The sequence below is a fragment of the Pseudoalteromonas sp. SG45-5 genome, assembly GCF_014164085.1.
In the GTDB taxonomy this organism is placed as follows: Bacteria; Pseudomonadota; Gammaproteobacteria; order Enterobacterales; family Alteromonadaceae; genus Pseudoalteromonas; species Pseudoalteromonas aliena.
Genome location: NZ_JACJEM010000052.1, coordinates 18,922 through 33,686, shown reverse-complemented (window position 1 = coordinate 33,686; position 14,765 = coordinate 18,922). Strand labels below are relative to the sequence as shown.

General features: G+C 39.3%; 13 protein-coding genes. 4 read left to right on the top strand and 9 right to left on the bottom strand.

Annotated elements, in window-relative coordinates; translation table 11 throughout:
- The first annotated feature begins 117 nt into the window (after positions 1-117).
- Positions 118-1,755 carry a methyl-accepting chemotaxis protein gene (locus tag H5119_RS15935; protein ID WP_182702926.1) on the top strand — a complete coding sequence of 546 codons (1,638 nt, stop codon included), beginning with the start codon at positions 118-120 and terminating at the stop codon, positions 1,753-1,755.
- Positions 1,756-1,821: 66 nt separating this feature from the next.
- On the opposite strand, the gene H5119_RS15930 is transcribed toward H5119_RS15935, so the two are convergent.
- Together H5119_RS15930 and dinB are read right to left on the bottom strand one after the other, a co-directional pair.
- On the bottom strand, positions 1,822-3,357 hold the full coding sequence (locus H5119_RS15930) for a leucyl aminopeptidase family protein (protein ID WP_138585645.1): 1,536 nt from the start codon (positions 3,355-3,357) through the stop codon (positions 1,822-1,824).
- Between the two features lie 130 nt (positions 3,358-3,487).
- Positions 3,488-4,540 (bottom strand): DNA polymerase IV, encoded by a 1,053-nt coding sequence (dinB, locus tag H5119_RS15925; protein ID WP_182702925.1) that lies wholly within the window; start codon positions 4,538-4,540, stop codon positions 3,488-3,490.
- Between the two features lie 395 nt (positions 4,541-4,935).
- Between dinB and H5119_RS15920 the strand changes: the two genes are divergently transcribed.
- Together H5119_RS15920 and H5119_RS15915 are read left to right on the top strand one after the other, a co-directional pair.
- Entirely contained in the window at positions 4,936-5,370 is a 435-nt protein-coding gene (locus tag H5119_RS15920; protein WP_182702924.1) for a thioesterase family protein, read from the top strand.
- Between the two features lie 9 nt (positions 5,371-5,379).
- The gene (locus H5119_RS15915; protein WP_182702923.1) at positions 5,380-6,432 is read left to right on the top strand and encodes an aldo/keto reductase; all 1,053 of its coding nucleotides are present in this window, start codon (positions 5,380-5,382) and stop codon (positions 6,430-6,432) included.
- A gap of 63 nt (positions 6,433-6,495) precedes the next feature.
- On the opposite strand, the gene H5119_RS15910 is transcribed toward H5119_RS15915, so the two are convergent.
- From H5119_RS15910 to H5119_RS15885, 6 genes are read right to left on the bottom strand one after another with little or no spacing between them, the layout of a single operon-like run.
- Complete coding sequence (locus H5119_RS15910) at positions 6,496-7,110, bottom strand: fumarylacetoacetate hydrolase family protein (RefSeq protein WP_182702922.1); 615 nt, start codon at positions 7,108-7,110, stop codon at positions 6,496-6,498.
- 13 nt (positions 7,111-7,123) lie between these two features.
- Positions 7,124-9,094, bottom strand: coding sequence for a hybrid sensor histidine kinase/response regulator (locus H5119_RS15905; RefSeq protein WP_182702921.1), 1,971 nt, complete (start codon positions 9,092-9,094; stop codon positions 7,124-7,126).
- Between the two features lie 10 nt (positions 9,095-9,104).
- Positions 9,105-9,566, bottom strand: a complete 462-nt coding sequence (locus tag H5119_RS15900) for a response regulator (RefSeq protein WP_182702920.1) — start codon at positions 9,564-9,566, stop codon at positions 9,105-9,107.
- On the bottom strand, positions 9,567-11,051 hold the full coding sequence (locus tag H5119_RS15895; protein ID WP_182702919.1) for an ATP-binding protein: 1,485 nt from the start codon (positions 11,049-11,051) through the stop codon (positions 9,567-9,569).
- Positions 11,052-11,070: 19 nt separating this feature from the next.
- Positions 11,071-11,298, bottom strand: coding sequence for a histidine kinase (locus H5119_RS15890; RefSeq protein ID WP_077535917.1), 228 nt, complete (start codon positions 11,296-11,298; stop codon positions 11,071-11,073).
- A gap of 34 nt (positions 11,299-11,332) precedes the next feature.
- Positions 11,333-12,673 carry a sigma-54 dependent transcriptional regulator gene (locus tag H5119_RS15885; RefSeq protein WP_077535918.1) on the bottom strand — a complete coding sequence of 447 codons (1,341 nt, stop codon included), beginning with the start codon at positions 12,671-12,673 and terminating at the stop codon, positions 11,333-11,335.
- A gap of 435 nt (positions 12,674-13,108) precedes the next feature.
- Between H5119_RS15885 and H5119_RS15880 the strand changes: the two genes are divergently transcribed.
- Positions 13,109-13,624, top strand: a complete 516-nt coding sequence (locus H5119_RS15880) for an NUDIX hydrolase (protein WP_182702918.1) — start codon at positions 13,109-13,111, stop codon at positions 13,622-13,624.
- 61 nt (positions 13,625-13,685) lie between these two features.
- Here H5119_RS15880 and H5119_RS15875 read toward each other — a convergent pair whose 3' ends face one another.
- Positions 13,686-14,726, bottom strand: a complete 1,041-nt coding sequence (locus H5119_RS15875) for a nitronate monooxygenase family protein (RefSeq protein ID WP_182702917.1) — start codon at positions 14,724-14,726, stop codon at positions 13,686-13,688.
- Positions 14,727-14,765: the final 39 nt, after the last annotated feature.

The window sequence follows — 14,765 nt, the reverse complement described above, 5'->3', positions numbered from 1 at the left end:
CTAAAGGCTGATTGATAAATCAGCCTTTTTTTTGTCTTATAGGTACAGCTCAAATTAAATATATTTTTAATTGCTTGTATGAAGCACATAGGGTGCACACTTATTTAAGGAAAAAATATGCTAAACCTTCGACGCTTCAGTATTTTTCAACGCTTTTTTATGTTAATCGGAATTGTAATTCTAGGCCTAATTATATTGAGTATTTCTAGCTTAACAAATCAATATAATACCCTCAAAAACGAGCAATATATTAAAACACAAAATGTAGTCGAAACGGCCTACAGTATTATTGAGCACTTTTATACGCTTGAGAACAATAATGAACTCACTCAACAACAAGCACAGTCACAAGCATTACATACAATTAGTGCACTTCGGTACGACAAAACCAACTACTTTTGGATAAACGATTACCAACCGAATATGGTAATGCATCCTATTAAACCGGCCCTAGATGGTAAAAACTTAACAAATAATAAAGACCCCGACGGTAAAGCATTATTTGTTGATATGGTTAATATAGTTAAGCGTGATGGTGAGGGTTTTATACCGTATAAATGGCCAAAACCAGGAAAAGAGCAGCCAGTTGATAAAATTGCGTTTGTAAAAGGGTTTAACCAATGGCAATGGATCATTGGCTCGGGTGTGTACCTTGATTCTATTGATACTGCGTTTGTAGAACAACGAAATATCATTGTCATAAATGCCATAGTAATGATATTAGCCGTAATTTTACTTAGTTACTTTATTGGTAAAAGCATTGTATTTCCAGCAAGGCTTGCAGCAAATATGATGAAAGACATAGCACAAGGTGAAGGCGATTTAACACGAACACTTAATGAAGCAGGAAATGACGAAATTTCAGAGCTTTCACATTCATTTAATTCATTTTTATCTAAAATGAGAGAGTCTCTAGCGTTAGTCTCAAAAAGTGCTATTGACGTTGATAAACATGCATACACAGTTGATGACACAAGTAAAACAAGTCAGTCATACATTGAATTACAAAACGAGAGCTCAACGCAAGTCGCTGCAGCTATGGAGCAAATGACTCACCAAATACACGATGTGAGCCGTAATGCTGAAGCGGCTGAACAAGCTGCAAATGAGGCTGCTCATAATGCATCAACAGGTAAAAGTGTGGTGGCAAAAACGATTACCGCAATAAAAACTCTTTCGACTAATATAGAAACCGTTAGCCGCGTGACAGAGGATTTAGCAAACGAAAGTAATAACATAGGTTCGGTCCTTGATGTGATCCGAAGCATTTCGGAGCAAACAAATCTGCTGGCACTTAATGCTGCAATAGAGGCTGCACGTGCGGGCGAACATGGTCGGGGTTTTGCAGTTGTTGCCGATGAGGTACGAACACTGGCGAGTCGCACAGGGCAAAGCACTGATGAAATTCAAACAATGATAACAAAATTACAAGAAGGTGCTAAAGCCGCTGTAGAAGCGGTAAAATCAAGCCAAACGCTTTCACTGTCAACGGTTGAGCAAGCATCGTCAGCAAATACTTCACTAGATGAAATAGAAAGACTAGTATCAGTGATCACTGAAATGAATAGCCAAATAGCACGCGCTACAGAGCAACAAACACAAGCCGCCGATGAGGTTAATTTACGTATTAACGACTTGTCCCATTCAACAAGCCAATCGCTTGATAATACCAAACAGCTAACAGGCGCTAGTAATAAGCTAAAACAAAGTAGCATATCGCTATCAACTGTTGTTAAACGATTTAAGTTAGATTGATTTTTAAATAATAAAAAGCCCTGAAAACAGGGCTTTTTTACGTGCTAAGTTAAAACTGGTTTACAACTACAAACAATAAAGAGCAAATAAGCTCGTCACTGATGCAGCCGTTGGTTTACCGTGCTGCCAATCACCACCTTCAACACCGCTACCCGCAATATCCATATGTACATAAGGTAGAGGTTGTTCAGAATCATTACCGTGCTTATCTAATCCGCCAACAATAGCCATAAATGCCATCGGGAATTGATGCCCACGCGCAGTAACCGCAGACGCTGCGTTATTGCTAGAGAGTACATCGTCAGCAAGTGTACGCGGTTTGATAAAGTCATAATCTTCACGGCGTGAGCGCGATACTTCTGCGCCATCGGCCCATAGGTCACCACAGTCAGCTATTTGACGTGAAATACCAGCGCTACGAGCAGGACCATTTTCAACATAAGCTCCATAAGGCCCCATTGCACGAGCTGCATGGCCTGTTAATGTAGCCACAGTAAATAGCGTTGGATTGATTTCACCCTTAGCCAAATCTTTCATTTCACTAAGTAAGTCGCCCATTGCTAAGCGCCCTTCTGCATCGGTATTACCAATACGTACACGTATACCTTCGCGGCTAGTGATAATTTCATCTGGTACAAAACAATCCGAACCAATAGAATTACGAACAACGGCTAAATAAGCGATGACTTTAACGCCTTTAGGCTGAAAATCAGCAACGGCTTTCATAAAGCCCGCAACCGATGCAGCACCACCCTTATCACGGCTCATACCTGCCATATAACCACCTACTTTTAAATCGGCACCACCTGTGTCATACACCAGGCCTTTACCAACAAACATAAGTGTGCGAGTAACTTCGCCACTTGGTACATATTCAAGCTTAACAACGCGTGGATGATGGCGCTCTACAGCATACGATGCACGAGCAACAGTGCTTAACATTGGGTAATTTTTATCAATCGCTGCAATATCATCAATCACGTCAACGGCAATATTTGAGCCTTTAAATAAATCAACGCAGTAATCAGCAAAGCGTGGTGGAGCCATACGCTCAGGCTCAGTACCACACAAATCACGTGCAGCGTATTGACCTGCTGCAATTGCATTAACAGCTTTAATTGTTTGCTCATTTGCGCCAACTAAACCGATATTTGTTATAGGTTCAATACTCTCGCCATGAAACTCACGTGCTTCTAACGGCTGCCACAATGCTTGGCAAGCACCTAAATAAGCAACTTCCAGCGCATGTTGGTAACGGCTATCAGCATTTAAATTTGGTAAAAATAATGCAGGATTAACACTGCCCGACGCCTTGGCTTCGTTAATTGCAAGTTTAGCAGCATCAAAATAACGGCGTACGTCGTCGTAATCTCTATTTAAAGGACCCGTTGGCGCAAGAATCACTCTTTTATTTTCAATTACTAATAAAGTAATTTGCTTACCAATACGAGAATCAACTTTTGATTGTGCTAAAACTGCATCTCGTAGTGGATTGTTTGGTAATTGAGAAAAATCATCACTGATAATGATTAATGCATCATGAGATGTGCATTCAAGGCTAGCACTTACTGGCTGAGCCAACACGGCTTGTGGATATGCCATAAATAAAGGTCCTGTTAAAAAACATAAGCCTCTATTATCGTCGATTTAAATATTGAAGACCAGCAAGCTGCGACAAGCATTTAGTTTAATTGCTTGTTTATTGGCAACTTGCAGTTACAGGCTTTAGCACTTAATCGAGAATACTAAGCTGTAAATTATGCTCTGGCTGGTTTTTTATACCCACGCCAAGACCTAAAAGCCTTACAGGCTGCTGCACACCTCGTTGATAAGCTTTAGTTAGTAACTGAGTAAAAATTTCAGTGTTTAATTGATGGTATGCCTGATCCGCAGAAGTCACTACAAAATTGGCAAATTTAACTTTAACGCTCAGTTTATTAATTCTGTTTTGTAATTGTTGCTTATCTAAACGTACCTTCAGCTCCTCTAACAACTTAGGGAGTTGCTCTAGGCATTCTTGTAAGCTGTTTTTATTGTATTCATAAGTATGCTCAACACTTAACGATTTTCTAATTCGATTGGTAGAGACTTTACCAACATATTCACCCGCACACTTTTGATAAAGAGAAACACCAAAGTTACCTACATGCTGCTGCATCCAATTTACACCTTTTTCGCGCACATCTTTGCCGGTGTATAACCCTTTTAAATTGAGTTTTTCGAGCGTCACTTTCCCCACCCCAGGTATTTTACCCAGTGGTAACTGCGCTAAAAAAATATCAACTTCATTGGGTAATACTACAAATTGCCCGTTGGGCTTATTTTCGTCACTCGCTATTTTGGCAATAAACTTAATGGGCGCAATCCCTGCTGATGCAGTCAGCCCAGTTGCATTGTAAATATCGGCTCTTATTTGTTGTGCAATAAGCGTAGCACTGCCTTTACAGGCGGCACTATTTGTTACATCAAGGTAAGCTTCATCAAGGGAAAGTGGCTCAATTAAATCTGTGTAGTGGTTAAATACTTCGCGTATTTGGTTTGAGGCTTCTTTATAAACAGCCATACGTCCGGGTACAATCACTAAATCGGGGCATAATTGTTTCGCATGGTAATTAGACATGGCAGAGCGTACACCATATTCTCTAGCAAGGTAATTGGCGGTTGAAAGTACACCTCGCCGGCTATTACCGCCGATTGCCAACGGTACATTAGCAAGCTCAGGATTGTCGCGCATTTCTACTGCGGCGTAAAAACAATCCATATCTATGTGAATAAACTTTTTCATCGCCACAAAATAACTGTTTATTTATACAGTCATTATTATGCAAACACTTTTAATATGCAAGCGCCTAGTTAATCTAAAATGACTGCTTAAATCGCCTCGTTTTTTTAAAGCAATATAGCCAAAAAGCAAATTCAAGTAAAAACCCTGCGGCAAGTAAACATACTCCTCCCGAGAGATTCCCCATTGCATAAAAAACAAACGACATAATAAAAATAAAACATGCTAGAACCCAATTAACTACTTGTTGCATATGCGTTTCTCCTATTTATATAACACAACTGTAGACCTTAATTTAAATAGGCACAATGATTAGCTAAAAATGCCATATTAATTACCTTGAGGTCATAACTTCATATTGATAACCTAAGTGCTTTAAAATTAAGAGCTATAAGTTTATGCAAACGTTTAAAGATCAATATCCTATTCATACTGATATTACCGTAGCTTGGGCTGACATGGATGCCCTTCAACACGTTAATAACGTGGTTTACTTACGTTATTTTGAAATAGCTCGAATAGACTTTTTAAATAAAATAAACCTATTTGATACAATCACCCCAAGCGGTACTGGTCCAGTTATAAGCGAAAACAATGTGCGCTATAAACGCCCTGTTACTTTTCCAGATACGCTTACTGTCGGTGTTACCATCACTGACATTAAAGAAGATCGCTTTATGATGAATTACACTGTATTTAGCCATGCACAAAATGCGATAACCACAACGGGTAATTCAAAAGTGGTTATGTTTGACTTTACAACAGGGCAAAAAGCGCTAATTACTGAGCCTCTTTTATCAGCTCTAACCACCCATGCTCAACCTAATAACTAAGGAAGTTTTATGCAATATAGTCCACTTGGTAGCAGTGGTGTAGACGTATCTCGAGTGTGTTTAGGCAGTATGACTTGGGGTTTACAAAATACTCAGCGCGATGCCGATGAACAAATAGCTTACGCACTCTCTAAAGGCGTCAATTTTATTGATACAGCTGAAATGTATGCGGTGCCGCCCTCTCCCGATACATATGGAAAAACAGAGCAAATTATTGGCGACTGGTTTTCACGTAATCAGCAAAAACGTAGCGATATAATTCTCGCCACAAAAATAGCGGGTAATGGCTTATCGTGGGTGAGAGGCGGCGGTAATATTACTCGTCAATCAGTTATTGAAGCTGTTGATGAGTCACTTAAACGCTTACAAACAGACTATATTGATTTATATCAGCTACATTGGCCAAATCGCTCTACGCCTCACTTTGGTAGGCAATGGCCAGGTATGCTTAAATTTACAAACGTAAATACACAAGAACATCAAGCTGGCATGCTGGATATTTTAGAAGGTTTAAACGACTGCGTAAAAGCCGGAAAAATTAAACACTGCGGTTTATCTGACGACACACCTTGGGGGATAAGCCAATTTTTAAACTTAGCAAAAGAGCATAATTTACCTCGTATGGTATCTATTCAAAACGAGTTTAGCTTAGCGCATACCAAAGATTGGCCCTATTTAATTGAGCAATGTGTGCATGAGGATATTGCTTACTTACCATGGTCACCTTTAGCCGCCGGTTTATTAACAGGTAAATACTTAAATGGTGCTCGCCCAGAAGGCTCTCGCTGGACCTTTATGCAGCGTAACGGTATTTTTAGAGATACACCAAACGCAGAACAAGCGACTAAACAATATGTTGAGCTGGCGCATGCTAATAATATAACGCCAGCACAGCTTGCACTCGCATGGTGTAATCAAGTAGACGGTGTAACGTCGTCTATTATTGGTGCAACAAGTATGGCGCAATTAAAAGAAGATATTGATGCATTTGATATTACGCTAAGTGATGACGTGCTAACTGACATTGATACTATTTTTAGAAATAATCCGATGCCGTATTAGGGCGTGTTTGCTGATTTAAAACAGATAATTAAATGGTATTTAATTATCTGTTTAGTTACCTATTTAACTTGCTTGCCAGTGATGCTCTAGTAAACACTGATCATTGGCATAAAGCGCGACAGCAAAAATACTTTTCGCGGTTACCTCCCCTACACCTGAAGGTGTGCCTGTCATGATCACATCACCATCTTCTAAGCTCATAAACTCGCTGATGTTTTGTAAAATAGATTCAGGGTTATGTAACATAAAATGAGTATCCCCTTGCTGAATAACAACATTATTAATTTTAAGTTCAAACGTAAAATGCTGCATTGCATCTGTTAACTCTATAAAATCAGTTAATATAACTGAACCGTCAAATGCTTTAGCTCGCTCCCAAGGGAGTCCTTTATTTTTTAATTTACTTTGTAATGTACGCTTAGTTAAATCAAGGCCTAACCCAACACCTACAAACTTTTTATTTTTTACAACAAAACATAGCTCTGTTTCATAGTGCAGGGTATCGCCGTTATGAGCCGAATTTAATAGCGTGGTAATTGCACTATTTGGCTTATTAAATAGCACCATTTGATCTGGCGTTTCATTATTTAACTCCGCAATGTGCGCAGTGTAATTTCGACCAACACAGACTACTTTTGATGGCGTTAATTCTTCAGATACTAACTTTATTGAATGCATATAAATAATGTCTCTATGAGCTAATAAGCGTTTCTAACAAGCTTAAATTAATAGGTTTTAGTAAAACTCTGTCAATATTTAAATCTTTTATCTCTTTAGGATCAGGCTCTGCACCACTTACAATTACCAAGCGTAACTCCGGGTAACGCTTATTAATTTGCTGGCCTAAATCAACCCCTCTGCCATCAGGTAAATGCATGTCGAGTAATACTTTATTAAATTGCTTATCGTGATTGAGTATTTGTAAACATTGCGCACAACTCGATGCTATCACGGTTTCCACACCTAAACTTTCTAAAAGCAACTGTGTTATTTGCGCTGCATCATGGTCATCTTCAACAAGTAAAAAACGCTGTTTTTTTTCTGTTAAGCTTTTATCACTGTTTATATCTTTAGCTTTAGGCGCGTGCTCTGGCGCTATTAAGTAATCTTGTAAACATTGATATAAAGCAGCACTATCAACCGGCTTTGGTATTACATCATTAAAACCAAGTGCTGCCAGCTCCTCATGTATCCCTTTCATTGTTGCAGCTGTCAGCGCGATTATTGGGCCTTTATAACCCATTTTTCTAAGCTCTATAGTAGCTTCCTTGCCGCCCATTACAGGCATATGAATATCAATAAAAATAATATCATAAGGCGCTTTATACGCATCCGCGATGCGCACTTTTTCAAGTGCTTGCTGACCATGCTCTGCATAATCAACCCTCGCACCGCAAGAGCTGATCATGTGCCCTACTAGCATGCGTAAATCACGTAAATCATCAACAACCAATACACGGCCACTTACTTTACAAGGAGCTAATTTATTGTGTAACTGCGGCGCACTACTAAAGTTAAGAACTTGTCGCTCTACCTCACTAATATCCCCAGGATACACCGAAATCGTAAATGTAGAGCCTTTGCCAAATTCAGATTGTAAATTAATATCGCCATGCATACGCGCTAATAATTCTGCGCATATTGCTAAACCAAGACCCGCTCCGCCAACGGAGCGCGATTCCACATCGGCTATTTGCTCAAACGGTTTAAAAATAAGTTTTTGCTTTTCAGGTGCAATCCCCATGCCCGTGTCTTTAATACTAAAAAACAGCATTTCTCGGTCATCAACCCATTGGGTCCACGCATTAATAACAATTTCGCCTTTATCGGTAAATTTAACGGCATTATTTATTAAATTTATTAATATTTGGCGAACTCTTGTGGCATCAAGTCGTGCAACTAAAGGCAGTGGTTTATCTGATTCAAAACGAAGCGTAAGCCCTTTATCAAGTACCGATACACGCATTAAGGTATAAACATCCGCGAGCATGCTATCGAGGTTTACTTCGCTTAAGGTAAGCTCGAGTTTATCGGCCGCTATTTTAGATAAATCGAGTACATCGTTCAATAAGCTTAATAAATGTTTACCGTTTCGATAAATAACACCCAATTCATTTTCTGCTTGTTGACTAAAATCGCTCTGCATTAATAATTCGGTATAACCTAAAATAGACGACAGTGGAGTGCGCAGTTCATGGCTCAAATGAGCTAAAAACCGGTCCTTTGAGCGGTTTTCGGCTTCGGCTTTTAAACGCTCAACTCGCTCGCCTTCTACATCTTTTCGTGCCAATGCATAGCGAATAGCGCGAGCAAAACGACTCGAACTCATTTCTGTTTTTATTAAATAATCAACTGCACCGGCATCAAGCGCAGCGCAATCTAACTCGTCGTTTGATTGCCCGGTGAGCATAATAATCGGGCCGCTAAAGCCATTGGCAATGGCTTCCTTTAATACATCTAATCCGTTTGATGCACCTAAGCGATAATCAAGTAGGCAAATGTCATGCTCATTTTTACTAAGCGTTTCAATTGCTTGCTCAGGGGAGCTAACCCATTGAATGTTAAACGTGTGTGAATCTAATTGTTCTAAATAGTCGCAGGTGAGTATGTAATCATCTTCATCATCTTCTACAAGCAGCAACTGAGTCACTTTATCTAACATAAAATCTCCATTAATCGTTAAATGTTGTCGGTAGCTCTACAAACTCTACCCAATACTTTCCTAACGTTTTCATTAGCTCAACTAAGCCATCAAACGTCACCGGTTTTGTAATATAAGATGCAGCGCCTAAGTTGTATCCCTTAACCATATCTTCTTCTTGTTTAGACGTAGTTAAAATAACAACCGGAATTCCCTTTAGGTTAGGGTTTGCTTTAATTGCCTCAAGCGCTTCACGACCATCCATTCTTGGCATATTTAGATCTAGTAATATAAGCCCAGGACGCGGCGACACAGCTTTATCAGCAAACTTTCCTCTGCGCTCTAAGTATTCAAGTAATTCAACGCCGTCTTCAACAAAATGAAGGTCGTTTAGTACACGGCTTTCAGCAAGGGCATCTTGTGTCAACAAACGATCATCTTCATCATCGTCTGCCATTAAAATAGTTATCGGTTTCACTTTTGAATAGGGCATTTAAGCCTCTCCTTGCAATGTGAAAAGCGCAGCTTCCACAGGTAGTTTTATAATGAAGGTCGCACCTTCACCGTCCTTACTTTGAGCTGTAATTGTTCCGCCGTGGCGCTCTACAATACGCCGACATACCGAAAGGCCAATACCGGTACCTTTGTACTCAGAGCGACCATGCAAACGCTGAAACGGAACAAATATTTTATCGGCGTAGTCTTGTGAAAAACCAATGCCATTATCTGTTATCGTAATAATTTGAAAACTTAAATGCGTATTATGATCAGCACTAAAAATATCTTCATGCTGATAGCTTATCTTTATATGTGGGCTCACATCAGCTCTTCTAAATTTAACTGCATTTGACAGCAAGTTTAAAAATAATTGCTGCATTTGACTTTTATCTGCTTGAATAACGGGTAAGTCTTCTACATCAATTTGTGCGTTAGATTCTTTTATCGCGATTTCTAAATCACTTAATACATCGGTTACAACTTCGTTTAAACTTGTATCAGCAAACTCTTTACCGCGCGTAGCAATACGCGAAAACTCAAGTAAATCATTAATTAAATTAGACATACGCTGGGCAGCGTTTTTCATGCGGCCAATATAATCTATGCCTTTTTCGCCCAACTCATCTTTGAACATGGTTTCAAGGCGATCACTAAATGCTTGAATTTTACGAAGCGGCTCTTGTAAATCATGGCTCGCAACAAAAGCAAATTCTTCTAACTCTCGATTACTGCGACTCAGTTCATCAGAGTATAGTGTTAGCTCTTGCGTACGCTCCGACACTTTAGCGGCTAACGTTTCGTTTTGTTTTTCAAGCTCAAAACGATATTGGGCCGCATTTCTTAAATTAAGACGCGTCATAATAAACATACCAATAATAAGCAGAGCACTTGTTATTGCTGTAATCGCGAAGGTAATTTTTGCCTCATTTTTAATTTTAGCTAATTTCGCAAAGTGACTCACTTTAAAGAGTAGTTCTCGGTCTTGAATTTCATTAACATTTTCACGAATTTGCTTATAAAGGCCTCGGCCTTTATGTGTATTAAGTATATATAACGCACGTCGCTCTTTGTCATTAAGAGCAAGGTTAACCGTCTTTTTTAATTCTTTAATTTTACTGCCTGTAAGCACTAACAACTGGGCTATTCGATCAGCTTGGCCGTCTATTTCAGAATGAAGCGATTTTACATGATTTGTTTGCTCCTCTAACTGCCCTATCGCATCGTAGTAAGGCGTTAAATAATCATCCTCTTCCGTTAATAAATAACCACGTTGACCCGATTCAGCTTGTACGATAGACAAATGCAGTTTCTCTATTGCGGTTGTCAGCATATTAGTATTGTCTAAACTTTTTTGAGTTTGCGTTAACCCTTGAATCGTATTCAATGCTAAAAAGGCATTGCCTACAATAATGCTTAATATCACCACAATAAAAGCGGCCCACGTAATATTTGCTTTACCTTGCTGTTTTTGCTTGCTCATAGATATGTAAACGCCTGAGTTAAATTTGTTGATCGTTATTATGATCAGTAATATTTTGCAAACTCTCACTGCATTGCTGGCAGTTCAAAATTATTTTATCTAAGGCTTCAATCGCCTTTTGTTTGGGCATATCGTTTTCTAACACTAATTTTATTAGCTCCGCGTTCATTGAAATTCTATTCAACGGAGCTCTTGCATCATGAACAAGTTTATTAAGCGCTGTGCTTTGCTTACTTTCTTCAGTCACGATAATATTTCCTTTTGTTTAACCAAAATCTAAGTTACTTGTACTCACCAATCCCACCGTAAGCATTAAGGCGGTTATAAAGTGTTTTAGTGCTAATACCTAACATTTGTGCCGCAAGCGTTTTATTGCCTTGCACCTTATCGAGCGTTGCATGAATCAGCTCTTTTTCAACTTCTTCAATTGTTTGCCCTGCCGACACCTGCTTTTCTGCTGCTTGATTATTAACACGTGAAAAAGGTGATTCTAAATTGTCAGGCAGCGTAATATCACTGGTTTGCGGATCACTCATAATAAAGGCACGATGAATTGCATGGCGAAGCTCACGTACATTACCAGGCCATTCATAGCTTTGTAGCTCTTTTAGCTGTTGCGCTGTCCAGCTAAACGCAGTGCCATTCTCATCATTTAATTGTTCTAAAAATGCTTTAGCTAAAAGCGGAATGTCTTCTTTGCGATCGCGCAGTGGCGGTATATCAATAGGAAAAACAGCCAGCCTAAAATAAATATCTTCACGAATAACATTGTTGTGCGCTAAATCGCTAAGCGTGCGGTTAGTCGCCGAAATAACACGACAGTTGGTCGGTATTTCTCGGTTACCGCCCACACGCGTTACTTTTTTAGTTTCAAGTACTCGCAGTAAATTTGGTTGCATATCAATTGGCATTTCGGTTACTTCATCCAAAAATAAAGTTCCGTTATTTGATTGCTCAAAAACACCCTCTTTGCGTGCGATTGCTCCCGTAAAAGCCCCTTTTTCATGGCCAAATAATTCACTACCAATTAATTCTTTTGAAAGCGCACCACAGTTACTTGCAACTAATGGCCCTTCACATTGGCTTGCGTTATGAATAGCTTGCGCAACCACTTCTTTACCGGCACCACTTTCACCCATAAGCATTACGTTCGCATTTGTTTTAGCTACACGTTCAATCATGTTGTAAAGTTTTTGCATTGCTTCTGATTCGCCAATCAGCCCACCAAAATGACGAGTAATACCGCTCGACTTGGCTTTTTTAACTGCTTTTTTAGGACCATTTAAAACCAGCTCTAAGTCTTCTCTCTGTAATGGTTTTAATAAATGCCCAACATTAGGCTCGCACATTTCAGCTAAAATACCTTTAACTGAAGGGTGCCCTGATATAAGTGTAATTTTTGGAGACTGTCCAATCATTTTTAAATGATCAAGAAGATGTAAACCGCTGCCGTCAGGTAACATAAAATCAAGAAGAACATGATCAAAGGTATTATTTTCAAACCACTGATGCGCTTCTTTTAAACTGGTCGCGGTGTTTATATTATGGCCGAGAAATTCGACGATATGGCAAACAACATCACTAAACTCGACGTCATCGTCTACTAAAAGTATATTTAACATGATAAATCCCTATTCTTTTTTATCATTCTACGCACCCTTACACCCAATTTAAAGGAAGGTGTGCTTAAAAGCGCTTTCATCTAAATAAACTAAATGGGTTAACGTCTTATTTTACCAACTAGAGATTTACGTATGCTGAAAAAAAACGATCACATTAATTTCTATTACTTGCAACTTCAACAACGTGCTTGAGTGAAACAGCTGATATAATTAACCTGAACTGCGGATAATAAATCTATCTCAAGCAGCTACTTTTAATGCGAGCTGCGTTGAATTCACTTGCAACAAGATCGCTATTGACGCGTAAATTCGCCTTGTTTTCACCGAAAACCTCTGGCTAGAAAAATAAATTATAATTTCATTATGGTTCAATATGTTAGTAAATATCTTAACCAGAGTTTAGGTTAATCAGAGCTCAAAAAAATGGGATACAAAATGAAGCAATTAAAAACCCTAATTCATTCCGGTATTAATATTGATCAAGGAACTACTTTTGTTCGCTTGACCGCGCGCGCCATTGTTATTAAAAATAATAAAATCTTATTAATGTACACCAATCGTTATGAAGACTACAGCTTACCTGGCGGTGGGGTGGATGAAGGCGAAAGCATTGAGCAAGGTTTGATCCGCGAACTAAGCGAGGAAACCGGTGCACAACAAATAAGTGTAGTTAAAGCTTTTGGACTCTATGAAGAGTATCGCCCTTGGTATAAAGAGGACTTTGATATTATTCATATAAAATCATATTGCTATGTATGCAATATTGCCGATGAATTTGGTAAAGCTCAATTAGAGCATTACGAACAGCAAAATGGTATGACCGCTAAATGGGTAAATATTAACGATGCGATTGCACATAATGAGCGCACGTTAGCTAACAGCGAGAAACAAGGGTTATCTATCCTCCGTGAAACCTATTTACTCAAAAAAATTGCTAAACAACTTTTTTAATTACTTATACATCTATTGCCCTGCGTAGCTAACATCAGTTCAACTATTTACAGCTACGCATTTAAACCAACCACTTTTGCATTAATGTTTGTGTTATTTGAGCTGCGCTCATGTGCTCCCTTGGGATGTATTTTTGACCACACCACAACGGCGAAAAGCCACTATCGCCCAATGCTTCTGCTCTGCTTCTCAATGCCGTTATTGCAATACTCGCATAAGGAAATGGCGGCACATGAAAAGGCATTGAACCAAGCTCTTTCATTGCACGATTACAAATACCTCGGGCTGCACGCCCTGAAAATAATGTAGTGAGCGCTGTATTGTCTTTCTGCTGGGATAAAATAGCATTGCGATGAATCGCTGACGTATTTGCCTCGTTACATAATAAATAAGCACTGCCTACTTGCACGCCTGCGGCTCCCAGCGCTTGCATATGCGCTACATCATCCTCAGTTGCAATACCACCAGCAGCAATAACAGGCACAACCAATTGAGCAACACATTCTTGCACTAGCTCAGCGGTACTTTTATGCAAACTTAAATCCATAGATAAAAAATGGCCTCGGTGCCCACCCGCCTCTAAACCCTGAGCTATAACAGCATCAGCACCATTATCGACAAGCCATTTTGCCTCTTCAATGGTTGTTGCAGTAGAAATAACGCTTGCCCCCCAGCTTTTAATTTGTTCAAGCAAAAACGGCGCAGGTAAACCAAAATGAAAACTCACCACGGCCGGTTTATAAGGCGCAATAATATCGATAATACTTTGATTTATAGGCTGTCGAGAAGCTTCGTCCGCTAAGCTACTTTCAGCAATGGCGTATTCATTAAAATAAGGGGCCAATGTTAAATGCCATTGTTGTTTTTGCAGCTTGGTGTATTGCAAGGTTGAATGGCAAAAAAAGTTAAGATTATAAGGCTTACTAGTTGAACGACTAAGTAACTCTAGCTGCTCTATAAGCTGTGTTTTAGAGAGCATTGCGCACGGTAAAGAGCCCAATCCACCAGCCTCACAGACACTGGCCGCTAATACTGCATCTTGCACACCAGCCATTGGCGCCTGTATTAGCGCAGTGGAAATATCAAAAAGTGTTCGTATCATTTTTATTCCCTATGTAACTTTTTCTGCAACTTGCACTAT

What these genes read in the sequence shown, in the direction of transcription:
- H5119_RS15935 (WP_182702926.1), top strand. Translation starts at nt 118, where the DNA reads ATGCTAAACCTTCGACGCTTCAGTATTTTTCAACGCTTTTTTATGTTA.
- H5119_RS15930 (WP_138585645.1), bottom strand. Translation starts at nt 3,357, where the DNA reads ATGGCATATCCACAAGCCGTGTTGGCTCAGCCAGTAAGTGCTAGCCTT.
- dinB (WP_182702925.1), bottom strand. Translation starts at nt 4,540, where the DNA reads ATGAAAAAGTTTATTCACATAGATATGGATTGTTTTTACGCCGCAGTA.
- H5119_RS15920 (WP_182702924.1), top strand. Translation starts at nt 4,936, where the DNA reads ATGCAAACGTTTAAAGATCAATATCCTATTCATACTGATATTACCGTA.
- H5119_RS15915 (WP_182702923.1), top strand. Translation starts at nt 5,380, where the DNA reads ATGCAATATAGTCCACTTGGTAGCAGTGGTGTAGACGTATCTCGAGTG.
- H5119_RS15910 (WP_182702922.1), bottom strand. Translation starts at nt 7,110, where the DNA reads ATGCATTCAATAAAGTTAGTATCTGAAGAATTAACGCCATCAAAAGTA.
- H5119_RS15905 (WP_182702921.1), bottom strand. Translation starts at nt 9,094, where the DNA reads ATGTTAGATAAAGTGACTCAGTTGCTGCTTGTAGAAGATGATGAAGAT.
- H5119_RS15900 (WP_182702920.1), bottom strand. Translation starts at nt 9,566, where the DNA reads ATGCCCTATTCAAAAGTGAAACCGATAACTATTTTAATGGCAGACGAT.
- H5119_RS15895 (WP_182702919.1), bottom strand. Translation starts at nt 11,051, where the DNA reads ATGAGCAAGCAAAAACAGCAAGGTAAAGCAAATATTACGTGGGCCGCT.
- H5119_RS15885 (WP_077535918.1), bottom strand. Translation starts at nt 12,673, where the DNA reads ATGTTAAATATACTTTTAGTAGACGATGACGTCGAGTTTAGTGATGTT.
- H5119_RS15880 (WP_182702918.1), top strand. Translation starts at nt 13,109, where the DNA reads ATGAAGCAATTAAAAACCCTAATTCATTCCGGTATTAATATTGATCAA.
- H5119_RS15875 (WP_182702917.1), bottom strand. Translation starts at nt 14,726, where the DNA reads ATGATACGAACACTTTTTGATATTTCCACTGCGCTAATACAGGCGCCA.